The organism is Priestia sp. D51 (assembly GCF_053345675.1).
Genome location: NZ_JBLTIR010000001.1, coordinates 1233756 through 1247610 on the forward strand (window position 1 = coordinate 1233756; position 13855 = coordinate 1247610).

19 protein-coding genes are annotated in these 13855 nt (G+C 39.7%); 12 read left to right on the forward strand and 7 right to left on the reverse strand.

Annotated features, from left to right (window positions below; genetic code table 11):
- The 3 genes from ACNHOZ_RS06525 (at position 1) to ACNHOZ_RS06535 (ending at position 1568) form a co-directional block, all read left to right on the forward strand.
- Positions 1–228 carry a hypothetical protein gene (locus tag ACNHOZ_RS06525; protein WP_034267138.1) on the forward strand — a complete coding sequence of 76 codons (228 nt, stop codon included), beginning with the start codon at positions 1–3 and terminating at the stop codon, positions 226–228.
- Between the two features lie 91 nt (positions 229–319).
- A complete protein-coding gene (locus ACNHOZ_RS06530; protein ID WP_048019639.1) occupies positions 320–1168 on the forward strand; it encodes a sialate O-acetylesterase in 849 nt (282 codons plus the stop codon).
- A 79-nt stretch (positions 1169–1247) separates the two neighbouring features.
- On the forward strand, positions 1248–1568 hold the full coding sequence (locus ACNHOZ_RS06535; RefSeq protein ID WP_275210946.1) for a hypothetical protein: 321 nt from the start codon (positions 1248–1250) through the stop codon (positions 1566–1568).
- A gap of 51 nt (positions 1569–1619) precedes the next feature.
- Here ACNHOZ_RS06535 and ACNHOZ_RS06540 read toward each other — a convergent pair whose 3' ends face one another.
- Complete coding sequence (locus ACNHOZ_RS06540) at positions 1620–2795, reverse strand: NupC/NupG family nucleoside CNT transporter (protein ID WP_025750788.1); 1176 nt, start codon at positions 2793–2795, stop codon at positions 1620–1622.
- Between the two features lie 467 nt (positions 2796–3262).
- Here ACNHOZ_RS06540 and ACNHOZ_RS06545 point away from each other — a divergent pair, with 467 nt between their 5' ends.
- Positions 3263–3478, forward strand: a complete 216-nt coding sequence (locus ACNHOZ_RS06545) for a hypothetical protein (protein ID WP_063247517.1) — start codon at positions 3263–3265, stop codon at positions 3476–3478.
- 54 nt (positions 3479–3532) lie between these two features.
- A complete protein-coding gene (locus ACNHOZ_RS06550; RefSeq protein ID WP_221832305.1) occupies positions 3533–4204 on the forward strand; it encodes an MOSC domain-containing protein in 672 nt (223 codons plus the stop codon).
- Between the two features lie 57 nt (positions 4205–4261).
- On the opposite strand, the gene ACNHOZ_RS06555 is transcribed toward ACNHOZ_RS06550, so the two are convergent.
- Positions 4262–5104 carry a C40 family peptidase gene (locus ACNHOZ_RS06555; protein ID WP_221832307.1) on the reverse strand — a complete coding sequence of 281 codons (843 nt, stop codon included), beginning with the start codon at positions 5102–5104 and terminating at the stop codon, positions 4262–4264.
- A gap of 514 nt (positions 5105–5618) precedes the next feature.
- Between ACNHOZ_RS06555 and ACNHOZ_RS06560 the strand changes: the two genes are divergently transcribed.
- On the forward strand, positions 5619–6533 hold the full coding sequence (locus ACNHOZ_RS06560; RefSeq protein ID WP_063247515.1) for a DMT family transporter: 915 nt from the start codon (positions 5619–5621) through the stop codon (positions 6531–6533).
- A gap of 48 nt (positions 6534–6581) precedes the next feature.
- On the opposite strand, the gene ACNHOZ_RS06565 is transcribed toward ACNHOZ_RS06560, so the two are convergent.
- On the reverse strand, positions 6582–7232 hold the full coding sequence (locus tag ACNHOZ_RS06565) for a DUF975 family protein (RefSeq protein WP_034267099.1): 651 nt from the start codon (positions 7230–7232) through the stop codon (positions 6582–6584).
- A 273-nt stretch (positions 7233–7505) separates the two neighbouring features.
- Here ACNHOZ_RS06565 and ACNHOZ_RS06570 point away from each other — a divergent pair, with 273 nt between their 5' ends.
- A complete protein-coding gene (locus tag ACNHOZ_RS06570) occupies positions 7506–7778 on the forward strand; it encodes a DUF4181 domain-containing protein (protein WP_230683499.1) in 273 nt (90 codons plus the stop codon).
- Positions 7779–8081: 303 nt separating this feature from the next.
- Here ACNHOZ_RS06570 and ACNHOZ_RS06575 read toward each other — a convergent pair whose 3' ends face one another.
- Positions 8082–9095: a S66 family peptidase gene (locus tag ACNHOZ_RS06575; RefSeq protein WP_447697069.1), complete on the reverse strand. Its 1014-nt coding sequence runs from the start codon at positions 9093–9095 to the stop codon at positions 8082–8084.
- A 148-nt stretch (positions 9096–9243) separates the two neighbouring features.
- Here ACNHOZ_RS06575 and ACNHOZ_RS06580 point away from each other — a divergent pair, with 148 nt between their 5' ends.
- Complete coding sequence (locus ACNHOZ_RS06580; protein ID WP_447697070.1) at positions 9244–9756, forward strand: sigma-70 family RNA polymerase sigma factor; 513 nt, start codon at positions 9244–9246, stop codon at positions 9754–9756.
- A 19-nt stretch (positions 9757–9775) separates the two neighbouring features.
- Positions 9776–10939: a DUF4179 domain-containing protein gene (locus tag ACNHOZ_RS06585; protein ID WP_115654558.1), complete on the forward strand. Its 1164-nt coding sequence runs from the start codon at positions 9776–9778 to the stop codon at positions 10937–10939.
- A 46-nt stretch (positions 10940–10985) separates the two neighbouring features.
- Here the strand turns inward: ACNHOZ_RS06585 and ACNHOZ_RS06590 are convergent, their stop codons facing one another.
- On the reverse strand, positions 10986–11405 hold the full coding sequence (locus ACNHOZ_RS06590) for a MarR family winged helix-turn-helix transcriptional regulator (protein ID WP_016765035.1): 420 nt from the start codon (positions 11403–11405) through the stop codon (positions 10986–10988).
- Positions 11406–11548: 143 nt separating this feature from the next.
- Between ACNHOZ_RS06590 and ACNHOZ_RS06595 the strand changes: the two genes are divergently transcribed.
- On the forward strand, positions 11549–11896 hold the full coding sequence (locus ACNHOZ_RS06595; RefSeq protein WP_028414741.1) for a DUF6054 family protein: 348 nt from the start codon (positions 11549–11551) through the stop codon (positions 11894–11896).
- 204 nt (positions 11897–12100) lie between these two features.
- Positions 12101–12484 (forward strand): FixH family protein, encoded by a 384-nt coding sequence (locus ACNHOZ_RS06600; protein ID WP_154973942.1) that lies wholly within the window; start codon positions 12101–12103, stop codon positions 12482–12484.
- Positions 12485–12548: 64 nt separating this feature from the next.
- Here the strand turns inward: ACNHOZ_RS06600 and ACNHOZ_RS06605 are convergent, their stop codons facing one another.
- Positions 12549–12929, reverse strand: coding sequence for a VOC family protein (locus tag ACNHOZ_RS06605; RefSeq protein WP_394553981.1), 381 nt, complete (start codon positions 12927–12929; stop codon positions 12549–12551).
- Between the two features lie 331 nt (positions 12930–13260).
- On the opposite strand from ACNHOZ_RS06605, the gene ACNHOZ_RS06610 reads away from it, so the two are divergent.
- Positions 13261–13428: a hypothetical protein gene (locus ACNHOZ_RS06610; RefSeq protein WP_013058248.1), complete on the forward strand. Its 168-nt coding sequence runs from the start codon at positions 13261–13263 to the stop codon at positions 13426–13428.
- Positions 13429–13773: 345 nt separating this feature from the next.
- Here ACNHOZ_RS06610 and ACNHOZ_RS06615 read toward each other — a convergent pair whose 3' ends face one another.
- The gene (locus tag ACNHOZ_RS06615) at positions 13774–13854 is read right to left on the reverse strand and encodes an IS3 family transposase (RefSeq protein WP_447697073.1); all 81 of its coding nucleotides are present in this window, start codon (positions 13852–13854) and stop codon (positions 13774–13776) included.
- Between the last annotated feature and the right edge of the window lies 1 nt (position 13855).

A 13855-nucleotide genomic window follows, 5' to 3' on the forward strand; every position in this document is an offset into this window, starting at 1 on the left:
ATGAAAGAAACCAATAGTAAGAATTTAAAATCGGAAATTATAAAAAAGCACGAGGTATTATTTGCAAAGAGATTGGAACTTGAGAGCGAAGCAAGCCGTTTGATGTTAGAAATTAATTTATTAGACGCACAGAATACTCTTAATAAAGTAAGTCAGTTAAACCAAAAAATAGATGATATAACCTCTGAAATGGATTATTTGAAACAAGCTCTTGAAGCCATTAATTAAGCTATATATCAGAGTGTAACTAATTCTATAAGTATAAGCACGAGCAAATTAGAAAAAAGTGATTAACATGGCAAAGAAAGAAGGTATTTCTATGAAATCTGTATTACTAATTGGACAATCAAATATGGCAGGCAGAGGATTTATTGGGGACGTACCGCCGATTTATAATGAGCATATACATATGTTACGAAACGGCAGGTGGCAAACGATGGCAGAACCACTTAATTTTGATCGTCACATATCTGGTGTTGGGCCGGCAGCCTCTTTTGCTCAAGCTTGGACAGAGGATCATCCGGGCGAGTCCATTGGGTTAATACCATGTGCCGAGGGGGGAAGCTCAATTGATGAGTGGACAATTGACGGACTATTAACCAGACACGCGATTTCTGAAGCGAAATTCGCAATGGAAACAAGTGAGTTAGTGGGAATTCTGTGGCATCAAGGAGAAAGCGACAGTTACGGAGAACGTTATAAGACGTATGAAGATAAATTGCTTTCGTTATTTAAACACTTGAGAGAAGAATTGAATGCACCAGATATCCCGATTATTATTGGTGAGTTGGGACATTACCTTGGAGAAGTCGGATTTGGAAAAAGCGCCGTAGAATATAAACAAATAAATCAGATATTATCTAAAGTTGCCCATGCTGAAAAAAATTGTTATTTTGTAACATCAAAAGGCTTAACAGCAAATCCAGATGGCATTCATATTAATGCCGTTTCCCAAAGAAAGTTTGGATTAAGATACTATGAGGCTTTTTCAAAACAAAAGCATGTGTTAGATATTTTAGACGTTGAGCATGAATGGATTGAAAAGGAAGCAAAGCGTGAACTAACTAAAAATGAACGTATATTTGTTGAAAGTATGAAGCTTGCCTTGGGACAAGTAAGTTTTGAGGAGTTTTCTCTTAATATCTCTATTATTAATGAAAGTAAGTAAAGCAAAATTAAAAGGTTGAGGCAGATTACAGGATAAACCCAACAGAAAGCTTGCAGTATTGCTAAAAAGGAGAAAAGCAATGAAAAAAGCTCTCATTTTTTGTTCAGTTCTTATACTCCTAGTCGTAGGCGCAGGAATGTATATGAACCATTCTAAAGAAAAACAAATGGAGCAAAAACAAAATGATCAAATGTTCCATAAGGCAGAGCAGGCAGCCGTTACATACTTTAAAGAAAAAAGACATAAAGACTTAGTGGTGGAAAAAGCAGATTTTGCGGACCGTGGTTTTGAGTATATAGAGGTAACGGGAAAGGTGAAAGAAGGCGAATCGAAGCAATACGTAGTAAACGTCAGCTACAATGATAACTACCGCGTTACTTCTATTGTTGATATGAATTAAAAACAGATATAAAAGCTAAAAAAGCACTCACCAACAGTGAGTGCTTTTCCATTAAATAAACAATCCAACCATAATACCTGTTAAAATCGATCCCATTGTTGCCACTAACAGCATCTTCAAGCCAAACTTCGCAACGCGTGAAGCTTGTTCGCCGTTGATTGCTTGGATCGTACCAAGAACGATACCAATTGAGCTGAAGTTTGCAAATGAGATTAAGTAAGCTGATACGATCCCAACCGTTTTTTCAGAAAGGTGAGGCATCATTTTTTGGAAGTCAAGCATGGCAACGAATTCGTTTGCTACTACTTTTGTTCCCATTACGCCGCCGGCTCTCATTAGTTCGTCTGCCGGGATACCCATGATAAAGGCAATTGGGTAGAAGATATAGCCTAAAATGTCTTGAACAGTTAATCCGATTACGCCGTTTAATACGTAGTTCACTAATGCTAAAAGACCAACGTACGTTACAAGCATAGCTGCTACGATTAACGCAACGCGTCCGCCGTCTAGGGCTCCGTCACCGATTGCTTCAAACAGCGTGCCTTGTTTAGCAGGCGCTTTGATATCTACTTCGTTTTCATCTTCTACTTTTACTGGTGCAACGATAGAAGAAACGATTAAACCAGAGAATACGTTTAGCGGAAGGGCAATTAATACGTATTCCGCCGGAATCATCTGCATGTATGCGCCTAGAATCGAACAAGAAACGGATACTAAAGACGTTGTTGTAACGATAAATAAACGGTTTGGTGTTAAACCTCCGATGTGGTTTTTCACCGCAATTAGCGCCGTTGTATCACCAAAGATCATCGCATTCACGGCTGTGAAGCTTTCAATTTGGGGAAGTCCGGTAATTTTTGAAACAAGTCCTCCAATATATTTGATCCCAAAGGGTAAAATACGAGAGTAGTTTAAAATACTTAATAATGCTGAAACGAATACAATCATAACTAACGTTTGGATAAAGAAAATGCCTTTTCCTGCAAGATCTCCAAACACGAACGAAATTCCGTCGTTACCAAATGATAAGATCTTTGTAAATACACTCGTGATAAAGTCAAGCACCTTGCGACCAATCGATGTATTCATCATAAAAGCAGAGATAGCAAGCTGGATGACAAGCATAACTGCGATGCCTTTATAGTTGATAAGTTTCCTGTCGTTTGACATGAGGAATGCAACTGCTAAGATAATTACAATCCCGATAATTCCCATTAAAATTGACATTTACTTTTCTCCTTACATGTATTCTATATTTATAAAAGAGGGACGTGCATAGAAATGACTATGTAAATCGGCCTCTATTTTATACAAAAACGGAACTTCTACGCCAATTTTGTTAAAAATGGGCAAAATTTTTTAGGCCATTATAAAAAATGACGTAATTGTAAAATAATATTTACTATGTGCTAATATGTAAAAAAACATGCAGAACTGACATAATAACTTATATTTCGACAGCCTCTACTATCTTAAATCATTTTGAACAAAAGAAAAAGGGGAAATGAAGATATTTTTAATATAATTGTGAAATATTTTTAAAAATTTATGATACTTCCGGTTCTTGGAATTACAGCATGAGAAGTAAAAAAGAGACAAAATGACCTATAATACGTCGTTTTAGAGAAACTTTTCCTTTTTAATGGTAGAATATTCATGAGGGATTATAAAGCAATCGCATAAAGGAGTTAACAATGAATAGTATTCAAACATTTTTTTCAAAGCATCCAAAATGGTCGTATACAGGAAATTTTGTGGTAACACTAGCGTGCGTAGCCGTGTTTCCATCTTTATTTATGCCGACCGTTTCGGGAGTGCTGCTTGGATTTGTCGCAGCTACCGCTATTAATTATGCACTAGGACTTAAGTGGAAACCGCTGAGACAGCTCATGAGTACATCCAGTAAATAAAACGCTCTATAAATGTGGTAAACTAGTAAAAATGATAAAAGAGGTGTAAACATAATGACAACACCTGAGAGAAAGCTGATTCATTTAGCAACCGGCATGCCCGAACAAATGGCATACGGCTCTGACAAAGAAATGCGGACAGGTATATGCAAAAAGCAAGTAGACGAAACGTTTTTAGCAAAAGAAGGGTTTCAAGGCGACGGCGTAGCGGACTTAAGGTATCACGGCGGACCGGATCGTGCGGTGTGCGTGTATCCGTATGAGCACTACAAAAAATGGAACGAAGAGTTTGATACGGAGCTGCCCATGTCTGCGTTTGGAGAAAATCTTGTCTTAGCGGGCATGGTTGAAAAAGACGTATGCATTGGAGACGTTTATCAAGTGGGAGACGCCGTTATTCAAGTGACGCAAGGGCGAAATCCATGCGACACGATTACAAAGAGAACGGGCGTTAAAGGGATTTTAAAACGAATGATTGAGACAAGCTATACCGGCTATCTTTGCCGCGTGCTGAAAGAAGGTACGATTACGAAAGACGCGGAAGTGAAATTAATTCAAGCTCATCCGGACCAAGTATCCGTGTGGTTCACGCTTGATTTATATTTCCATCATTCAAAAGATGTAGAAGGAATGCAGCGGGCTTTAGAAGTGGCTGAGCTTGCGGAAGACTGGAAAAATAAATTTCAAACGCGGATTGAAAAGGCGCTTTCTGTCGCGCAGCGATAAAAAGTAAATGCCCTCCAATCGTTAGAACGTATCTAACGATTGGAGGGCATTTTTTTCTTAGAAGCGTCCGTATCCTAAGAAATGATCTTGATAGTAAGAAACATCTAGGTCAGCTACAGCTACACCGTGTGAACCAGCGTGAATCATTTGGCCATTTCCGATGTAGATTCCCATGTGAGATGGGCCGCTTGTGTATGTGTTTTGGAAGAATACTAGATCGCCTGGTTGTGGAGACGAAATTTTTGTCGCCATGTTCCAGTAGTTGGCTACGCTTGTACGTGAAATGCTGTGACCGCTATGGTTGAACACGTATGCGATAAAGCCTGAGCAGTCAAATCCGCTTGGTGTGTTTCCTGCCCATTGGTAAGGTGATCCTACTAAACTACGTGCAACATTTACTGTGCTTCCAGAAGCCGTGCTTGTTGTTGGAGCAGGTGCTGGTGTGCTAGTTTCTTTTGCTGCAGATGTAGATGCTGTAGAAGTAGAAGTAGAAGGAGTTGATGTGCTTACACCTTTTACTTGGCTTGCGCTTGGTTTACCTGATGCAATTGTTACGTAGCTTGAGCTTTTTGAAATCCATTTGTTTGGTGCAATTTCAACTAAGCCGTTTGCTTCTTTTAAAATAGCAAACTCTTGGCCTTGTGTTGCCGTTCCAACAACTGGAGATGAAAAGCTAGCTCCTTGACGAATATTTAACGCACTCACGTTTACGATGACTTTTTGATTAGTAGTAGTTGCTTGTTGTTGAGGTACGCTTGGCGTTACCTTTTCTTGTACGGGTGCTGGTGCAGCGCCTCCGTCATTTGCACTTGCTGAAGTTGTGCTAAATGTTAGGGCAGCGGGAACAAGTAATGCTGCTAACCCCATATTCATAACTGTACGATTTGCTTTCTTTAGCATGTTCTTTCTCCCTTTCCATAACTTGTTTTATTCACAACTGTGAGTCTATCAATCCTGACAGGAAAAGTAAACATCTAATTCCAAATTACGACATTTTGTAACATAGTTTTAATATTAAAGGGCGATATAAGTAGAATTGTCACCTTCTCTGTAATAATTCTGACAATTCATCTAGGTAGAAATGTTTAGGAGATTCATAGATTTATTAGAAAATATGTCAGCTAAATGAAAAAGGGGAGCAGAAACCCAGCAGCTGAATGGCTTCAAGGCTTTTAGGATGTATAAAAGCTATAGGTAAAAAGTGATATTGTTCCCTAGCGACGCATTTTATTTTTTTCTAAATGAACACATAGAGAAGAAAGATACGCTGTCATAAAAGAAACTCAGTTACTAACTGCTATACATAAATTACATCAAAAGCATCCAGTTGAAGCGAGTGAAAAAGAAGCGTAGTATACAAGGAGTAATGAACGCGTGAATCATTTACATTCATATATGTAGAAGTGGTTGTTGTATGAAACAGTCATCATCTTTTATTAACGGGATTCTTTTAGCTGCTCTTGTACTGATTTGGGGATTAACGTGGCCGGTATCGAAGCTGGCGCTTGGGTATTCATCGCCGATTTTGTTATCTGGCGTGAGGTCATTACTTGCAGGAATTGTGTTATTAGCAGTTGCACTGCCACGATATAAACGGCTTCACTGGAAGCAGAACTGGCATAAATACATGGTATCAGGTTTATTTAATGCCATCTTATTCTACGGACTGCAAACGCTCGGACTTATGTTTATGCCAGCGGGTGTCTTCAGCGTGATTGTCTACTTGCAGCCGGTACTCATCGGCATCATTGCATGGCTATGGATTGGAGAAAGCATGAACGCTGTGAAAGTAGGGGGCTTGATTCTTGGGTTTGTAGGCGTAGCCACTATCAGCATGGGGGAATTATCTGCTAATGCTTCAGCCGTTGGAATTATTCTTGCTGTGCTTACGGCACTGAGCTGGGCGATTGGAACTGTCTATATCAAACGTATTAGTGACAGCGTAGATGGCATTTGGCTTATTACCATTCAAAGTCTTGTCGGCGGAGTGGTTATGACAGCGACAGGCAGTGGAGTAGAAGGGTGGTCTCATATGGTGTGGAATTCATCATCTGTGCTGCTGCTTTTATTTTTAGCACTGTTTTCCGTTGCCGTTGCGTGGCTTATTTATTTTCATTTAATCAGCCACGGAGATGCCAGCAAAGTGGCGTCGTTTAATTTTCTTGTGCCGATTATTTCAATTGTCATTGGAACACTCTTTTTAGACGAACCGTTTACATCGTCACTTCTTGTAGGGTTAGCGCTTATTATTATCAGTATTTATTTAGTGAATAAAAAAGCGAAGAATAAAAAGGCAAGACCTTCTGCTGGAGGAGACCAGGCAGCTTGAAATCACCCATAAAAAAACCGTATTCGCAACTCGAATACGGTTTTTCTTCTATTCAGCAACTTCTGTTTCATTTGCTTTTAGCTTTTCATAGAATACGCCAAGCGAAGTCGTTACATACGGAACAAGCCATAATAACCCGATGCCAAGCGTAATCAAGCTTAAAATTCCCCAGCCGATAAAGCTTAAAACGAGTAAAAAGTAGGTCCACTTGTAGCCGTTCATTAACCGTCTGCTTTCAGTAATAGACTGGTTCACCGAATAATCTGGGTTATCGCGGAATACGTAGTAAGCCTGTGAATAGGCAAGGCTTTTGATGATACCGGGAATGATTAATAAAATACTCCACAGCACGGTATAAATAATCGTTAGCAAGTAAAGTCCGAGGGTTCTAAAGTATAATCCTGCAGATGAAAATGAATCAAACACGTTTCCTACACGTACACTTTCTCCTCGCACCAGACGCAATAGTACCCAGTAGTAAGAGAAAAAGAGCGGTACGAGCAGCAGGGATACAATATTAGCTAAGGTAGACTGAGAGTATTCGGTTTCAGACCCGCTTGGAAATCCGTTAACAAGAAAGTCAATAAGTCCTGGAATACCGGCAGCAATTAGATACGTAACGAACGTAAGCAGTACGGCGAATCCCCAGCGATTTTTCAGCGCTGTGAGTGCACCTTGCTTCACTTCTTTTATTCTCATAACTTGATGTCCCCCTCTAGGTGAGTTTATACAGAGAATTCAACCTGTACATTAGTCAATATATTAGCGATTTTTAAATATATGAATGCTTGCACTAATAAGTTGGATAAAGTTTTTTAGATACTTGAAATTTATGGAAAGTCCTTTAAAATGGAAGTATAAGGATATTTTAAGTCGGAAGGAGGGACGGAAATGACGCTTGTGTATTTGCTGATTCTGGCAGTCGTTTATATCTTTCTGGATCTTGCCATGCGAAAGAAGCTGAATACAAAGATGAAAAAAAGCTATTGGAGAAGCTTTAAGGGAAGGCGTCCGCTGTTTATCACACTTGAAATGGTGATGCTTGCTGCGTTTTTAGTGCTGATCTTTGTTATACCTCCAGCCTATACCTCCGTTTTTCTGTTTCTTTTCTTTTTTTTCCTGTACGTAATTCGAGGATTTGAAGAATGGAAGTTTGAAAGAAAACAAAAAGAGCACTATCATTCGTGGTTTGGTGCAACTTTTTTCTTATTTGGGACGTTTGTATTACTGATGACAGATATGTAAAACAAAATTGTGAAACGACGAAATGAATCGCGGTTGATTTCCGTGCAAGACTTCGCTTTCCGCGGGCGGCCGGTGAGCCTCCTCGTCCCGAACGCTCCTGCGGGGTCTCACTTGTTCCGTTTTTCCCGCAGGAGTCTTCGTCTTGCCCTCCAATCAATCATTGGAAGCACCTACATATATGAAACAAACCTACATGCACCATACCCATAAAAAAATCCGAACGAATTGGATTCTGCATCAAGAATCAAGTTCGTTCGAATTTTTCTTCAATTAAATAACCTACTTATATACAAGCCTCTTTTTTTACGTAAAGTGTTGAACGACCGTGCCTTTATTCTTCTCTACGTTAATACGCGCATACGCGCCGTTAATAAGCGTGAGCTGAGGAGGGAGGTGGCCGCAGTCGATGTCATAGATAACTGGAATATGTAAGTCAGAGGCAAGATCATGATACACATCTTCAGCCGTGTAGGAATCAACGGGTTGATTAGCAATGCTTCTGCCGAATAAAATGCCCGAGCAGTTATCAAACCAGCCCGCTAGCTTAAGCTGAAGAAGTGAGCGGCGAAGGTCTACAGTCGTCAGTTCACAGTTGTCAAAGTACCAAATGACCGGTTCAGCAGGAATATATTTTTCTCGAAAAGCTTTTACATCTCCAAAAGGAGTTCCTACCAAGTGCCTGATTACGTCAATACATCCTCCGAGCAGGCGTCCTTGGATATGAACGTCGCTTGACGCTGTGTGCTTCCAAGCCGTTTGCTCGGTTAAATGAAACACGCACGGTGACGGGTTGTCATGCTGCCATTCTGTTTGATAGCGATCAGAAGAAACTTGAGCTACGCTTTCTCCTTTTTTGGTCGTCAGCACCTGCTGCCACATCGCAGTCGTTTTATCCCAGTATTCTCCGCGTAAATCCACAAAGTTGGTTCCATGAGCCGTTGCAATCCCGGTATTAAGTGTAATAGCCAGCAAAAGAACGCTGGTGTCAGAGTAACCAAGCACCCATTTTGTTTTCCATTTCGTAAAGTCGAGATGTTCAAGAATTTCAATGAGCAGCTCGCCTCCCCAAGGCGGGATAAGGATATCAATGTTTTCATCAGCAATCATGGCTTGAAGTTCACTTGCCCGTTTTTTAGGAGAAGCGGATTTTGCTTTATGCTGCGTCCAAGCGGTTTCTCCCGGTATGACAGAAAAGCCTTTTTCCTCCATTCGTTCACACGACAAAGAAAACATAGAATGAAGAGACTTCGGTACGCCAGAAGACGGTGCGGTTACGCCGATAGTTGGGTTGGATGTCAGAAAAGGATAGTTAATCATAGCGGCCTCCTTCAAAGGTTTTAGCTTATTTTATCAGCGAGAGAAATACGGAACAAGCTTATTTTTTATTTAATTTAAGAAGATTGATAGGTTTTGTAAAAAGAATGCGTATTAATAGATGTAAAAGCAAGGAGAAAGGAGCAATGTCATGGAAGATGACTGGATTGTTGCGAGTATAATGCGTAAAAAAGAAAAAGGGCTGGAGCTGTTAATTGATCAGTACGGAGGATTAATTACGGCCATCGTCCGCAAGCATTTAGGCACGTTAAAAAGCTATGAAGAAGAGTGTATAAACGACGTATTATTAGCGGTATGGCATCATATTCACCGCTTTGATTCGGAGAAAAATACGTTTAAAAACTGGGTTGCAGCTGTTGCAAAGTACAAAGCCATTGACTATCAGCGCAAATACATAAAAACGCAGCACGAATCGCTTAATGAAGCGGAATTTGGTGAAACATCAGGAGTTCATAACGTTCGAGGGGACGACTTGGAAGAACTTTTAGGTCACTTAAGTGAAGGAGACCGCGAGCTGTTTAAAGCGTATTACTTACAGGAAATCGAGCTGAAGCAAATTGCGAAAAAACAAGAGACCACCATCAGCAATTTATACAACCGGCTGTCGCGCGGACGAAAAAAATTAAAAGCCATTTTTAAATAAGAAATAAGGAGGGACAAAGATGAAAAATCAGTACGACTTATTAAACGGATCGTCTATAGATGTTGATGAATATGAAGAAATCGAGCTAACGGAAAGAGAGAAAAAACGAATGAAAAAACGTTTAAAACGTGAAATAAAGCCGGTGCGGAAAAAAGTGCGTCCGCTGATTGCCGCTGCAGTGCTGCTGCTTGCTGTGACGCCTGTGATGATGAAAAACGAAACGGTATGGGCATCGGCTGTGCGAATCAGTCAGCAACTCGGTCAGCAAATTGAGCTGCTTATGAACAAGCCTGAAGGCAGTTTGAGCAGCTATAAAAAAGCGGTAAATGAAACGGCAACGGACCAAGGCATTCAAGTAAAAGTAAATGAAATGATGCTTGATGACGGACAGGTGCTGCTTGGGTTAACCATTAGCGCAGATGAATTTAGAAGAACGGCACTAGGTCTTAACCGAAACACCCCAATTCGACCGGGAGAGCTGCGCGTGAAAATTGGTAATATGTCGTTTTTTGATTCTGCTTCAAGTATTAGAGAGGAACCAATCAAAAACAAAGACGGAAGCTGGGACTATCTGTACACTTTAAAATTAACGCAAGCGGACACGAACGGAGACGGGAAAATCGATGTGAAAGGCTACAGCGTGCTAGATCATATTGATCCGAATAAAAACTATCAAATCAGCGCGCAGTTCACAAGCCTCGAATTTGAAAAGAATCCTGGTCAGACGAAAAGCGGGAACTACCGGGATTCGTACGGAGAAATTAAAGGGAATTGGACCGTACACACCAGCGTAAACGGCTCAAAAATTATTGCTGATACTAAAGTGTATCCGTTAAACAAGGAAATTCCGATTAGCGAAAAGGGAATAGAAGGCGTACTGTCTATTAAAGAAGTTCGCGTATCGCCTGTTTCGATTAAAATGCACTATACGTTTACATCATCAAACGGAAGCATCCGGGGCGGAACGGATGTTGGTGTAGACATAAAAGATCAAAATGGAAGAAATCTTTCTGAAAGCGGCAGTGGAGGAGGAACAGACACAGTGATAGAGATGGACGGAGAGTACCGAAATGATAAGGACGTCACTATGCTTCGATTTATTCCGTATGTAAGTGATCACGAAAAAGATTGGTCAAAAGACTTAACTTCAGACGCCTTTAATTTGAAGGTAAATGACAACTAACACAAATAAAAACCAGAGGCCTGCTTAGCGGGCATCTGGTTTTTTATTAAATATCCATTTTATTTAACAAGCGAAGAAACGTCTGTAATTCTTCATCCGTAAAATGGCTAAGCTTTTCACCGTATTCTTTAGTGAGCACTTTTTCCATTTCTTCTGCAAACGCTTTTCCTTTATCCGTAATCGATAAGTAGACAACGCGGCGGTCTTTTTGACTGCGTACGCGCGTGACAAATTCTCTTTCCATGAGACGGTCGCTGACGCACGTCATGCTGCTGTTTGAGATGTGCATATGCTCGGCAATCTCAGAAACGATATGATTGCCTTCTTTATACAGCAGGCGAAGCGCTAAAAATTCATTTAAAGGAATATATGATTTTAAAGTGGGGATAACCGATAGCTGCATTTTTTTCGTTTGGTTTCGCATCGTGGAAACCACATTTTGGATAAGTTGATCTCGTGTATTCATAGAGGTTGCATGCTCCTTTTTCCGTTCAAACAATTCTTTTTCTTTTCTATTGTACCATATTGTACATAAAGAGAAGCGGCAGGTTTTTTAGAGGGAAAAAGAGAAGTAGTAGGTATCTGTTGCGATAGAAAGGGGCTTGAGTGATGGGAAAGGTAATTGAATTTAAAACGACGCTGCTTCCTTTTGATGGAGCAAAAAAGCTTGTGAACGCAAATAATTCGGAAAGTGACTTACTATACAAAGAATATTATGACCTTGGAGACGGCAAGCAGCTGTGCACACTTGTGTTTGAACGCTATTTTTTCCGCACCGGCGGCAGAGGATCACTAACCATTATTCTAGAAAATGTGTCGGGTCCAAACAAAGTTAAGTGTATTCCTTCAGGAAGCGCAGAAGGGGTATTAAATATTGACTGGGGAGCAAGCAAAGATTTTGTACGATGGGTCGAAAACGCACTGTCTGCTTATACGCTAGAAGAACCGCAGAGATAAAGGTAAAGCTGGAGAAGGCAATACGCTTCTTCAGCTTTTTTGTGAAGGAAATGACGATTAGAGAAATGAAAAGATGCAAAAGCTACTGTAGAAATAAGAACTTTATGTGGACAATAAGCAATTTTTCTCTTTTTACCGGATAAATGAGTATAATATGAAATTGCAGGAAGACGTCACATTTACATAACAAAGGAGAACAACATAATGAAAAAACTCACCATCGTATTATTTGTTTTAATGATAGCTATAGTAGGATGTTCAAAAGGAAATGATTCACGTTCAAAAGAAGTAAAAGGAACGATTGAAGTACCGGAATCCATTCAAGCAAATGAACAAGTCAAGCTTAAAGTCCTTGTGACACAAGGAGATAAAAAAGTAGAAAACGCGGACGACGTACAGTTCCAAGTTGAAAAAGAAGGCTACATCAATCAAGAAATGACAAAAGCACCGCACGAAGGAAAAGGCGTCTACAGCACGGACTATACGTTTAAAGAAGACGGCGAATATATGATTACCGCTCATGTTACGGTAGATGGTGACATGAAAATGTTTACGAAAAAAGTAGAGGTAGGCAAGTCTAAAGAGTAGTACCTTATATAGCCATTTAAAAAGAGAATGCCTTGTGCATTCTCTTTTTTTTCATAAGAACACTTTAATCTACGTAGTTCGACACCTCAATCAAATTGTAATCAGGATCTCTTATGTAGACAGAAACGATCGGACCTAAAGCACCTGTTCGTTTGACCGGTCCTTCTTCAATTTCTACATTATGTTTTTGTAAATGATGGATTATGCTTTCGATCTTTTCTTCTGTAATAAAACATAAATCAGCGGAACCTGGAAGAGGGTGATTTGCTTTAGGCTCAAATTCATGGCCCGCTTGATGTAAGTTTATTTTTTGTTCGCCAAACCGAAGCGCTATTCTTCCTTCTCCGAACGTTTCTTTTTGCATGCCTAAGATAACCGTATAAAAGTGAATGGTTCTTTCAACGTCTTTTACCGTTAGTACAAAATGGTCTAGTTTCTTAATCATTTCGTTTCCTCCTAACAATGTACACTTTCTTCCTCTGAGGGTAGGGTAAGTACTGGGTGAGATCTGAGAGGTTTTTCTATAAATAAGTATATCATTTGTAAAGTGGAGAATAGCCAGAGACAGCTTTATGTTCATTTTTAGTTCAAATGAGCGTTTTATAAATAGCTTATTTTCTAAAATGCTGCGGTTTTTACATCACACATTAAAAAATTATGGAATTTTATGTTAATATTAAGTAGAGAGTAACATTTATTTTCGCAACTCGGTCGGGAAAGTTTGTTGATTAAATATGTTAAAAAATTTAAATACATATAAGGATGGAGATGCTCGTATGTCTATGGGGATACTTTCTTTAATCACTTTTGTGATTTGGTTCGTAGCCATTCAAGAGTTTTTAAAACCTGAAAAGAATCAGAGTAACCGAAAAATAATGATGTTAACATCCGCAGGCTCCTTGCTGACGTTAGTTTTGACCATTTCACTTTTTCAAACGCTATAAAAATACCTTAAAAAGCGGTTTTTCGTCTGCTACAAGAAGCGTAATACATGCGGCCCTGAGTTCTTCCGTGGTTGTATGATTTGGTTTTCGGAAAATGATGGGGAAGGGGAGAGTAGAGATTGTGAAGAGGAACTACACATTACTGTTTTATTTTCTGTTTGTATTGTCAATGATAGGCGGTCTAGCGTTAAGAGATACGTTTTCCTATTCAATGATGGTTGGAGGCGGAATAGGGCTCACCTTTCTTTTTTGCTCCGCTTATTCTGCAGAAAAAAAGAAAAAGAAGCATGTGAACTGATGTGAACTGCCCCCTGTCAAATAGACAGTGGAAATAAATAAAACTTTCTAAACGGCTTTAGCTCTGTATTCTAAGGGGCTAAGGCCGTTTAATCGTTTTTGTAAACGCTCATTATTATAAAAGTATATG

Excerpts from the sequence above, each read along its gene's own strand:
- ACNHOZ_RS06590 (WP_016765035.1), bottom strand. The coding sequence starts at position 11,405 with ATGAATACACGAGATCAACTTATCCAAAATGTGGTTTCCACGATGCGA.
- ACNHOZ_RS06610 (WP_013058248.1), top strand. The coding sequence starts at position 13,261 with ATGTCTATGGGGATACTTTCTTTAATCACTTTTGTGATTTGGTTCGTA.
- ACNHOZ_RS06535 (WP_275210946.1), top strand. The coding sequence starts at position 1,248 with ATGAAAAAAGCTCTCATTTTTTGTTCAGTTCTTATACTCCTAGTCGTA.
- ACNHOZ_RS06585 (WP_115654558.1), top strand. The coding sequence starts at position 9,776 with ATGAAAAATCAGTACGACTTATTAAACGGATCGTCTATAGATGTTGAT.
- ACNHOZ_RS06555 (WP_221832307.1), bottom strand. The coding sequence starts at position 5,104 with ATGCTAAAGAAAGCAAATCGTACAGTTATGAATATGGGGTTAGCAGCA.
- ACNHOZ_RS06525 (WP_034267138.1), top strand. The coding sequence starts at position 1 with ATGAAAGAAACCAATAGTAAGAATTTAAAATCGGAAATTATAAAAAAG.
- ACNHOZ_RS06540 (WP_025750788.1), bottom strand. The coding sequence starts at position 2,795 with ATGTCAATTTTAATGGGAATTATCGGGATTGTAATTATCTTAGCAGTT.
- ACNHOZ_RS06560 (WP_063247515.1), top strand. The coding sequence starts at position 5,619 with ATGAAACAGTCATCATCTTTTATTAACGGGATTCTTTTAGCTGCTCTT.
- ACNHOZ_RS06580 (WP_447697070.1), top strand. The coding sequence starts at position 9,244 with ATGGAAGATGACTGGATTGTTGCGAGTATAATGCGTAAAAAAGAAAAA.
- ACNHOZ_RS06530 (WP_048019639.1), top strand. The coding sequence starts at position 320 with ATGAAATCTGTATTACTAATTGGACAATCAAATATGGCAGGCAGAGGA.
- ACNHOZ_RS06545 (WP_063247517.1), top strand. The coding sequence starts at position 3,263 with ATGAATAGTATTCAAACATTTTTTTCAAAGCATCCAAAATGGTCGTAT.
- ACNHOZ_RS06565 (WP_034267099.1), bottom strand. The coding sequence starts at position 7,232 with ATGAGAATAAAAGAAGTGAAGCAAGGTGCACTCACAGCGCTGAAAAAT.
- ACNHOZ_RS06575 (WP_447697069.1), bottom strand. The coding sequence starts at position 9,095 with ATGATTAACTATCCTTTTCTGACATCCAACCCAACTATCGGCGTAACC.
- ACNHOZ_RS06570 (WP_230683499.1), top strand. The coding sequence starts at position 7,506 with ATGAAAAAAAGCTATTGGAGAAGCTTTAAGGGAAGGCGTCCGCTGTTT.
- ACNHOZ_RS06550 (WP_221832305.1), top strand. The coding sequence starts at position 3,533 with ATGACAACACCTGAGAGAAAGCTGATTCATTTAGCAACCGGCATGCCC.
- ACNHOZ_RS06605 (WP_394553981.1), bottom strand. The coding sequence starts at position 12,929 with ATGATTAAGAAACTAGACCATTTTGTACTAACGGTAAAAGACGTTGAA.
- ACNHOZ_RS06595 (WP_028414741.1), top strand. The coding sequence starts at position 11,549 with ATGGGAAAGGTAATTGAATTTAAAACGACGCTGCTTCCTTTTGATGGA.
- ACNHOZ_RS06600 (WP_154973942.1), top strand. The coding sequence starts at position 12,101 with ATGAAAAAACTCACCATCGTATTATTTGTTTTAATGATAGCTATAGTA.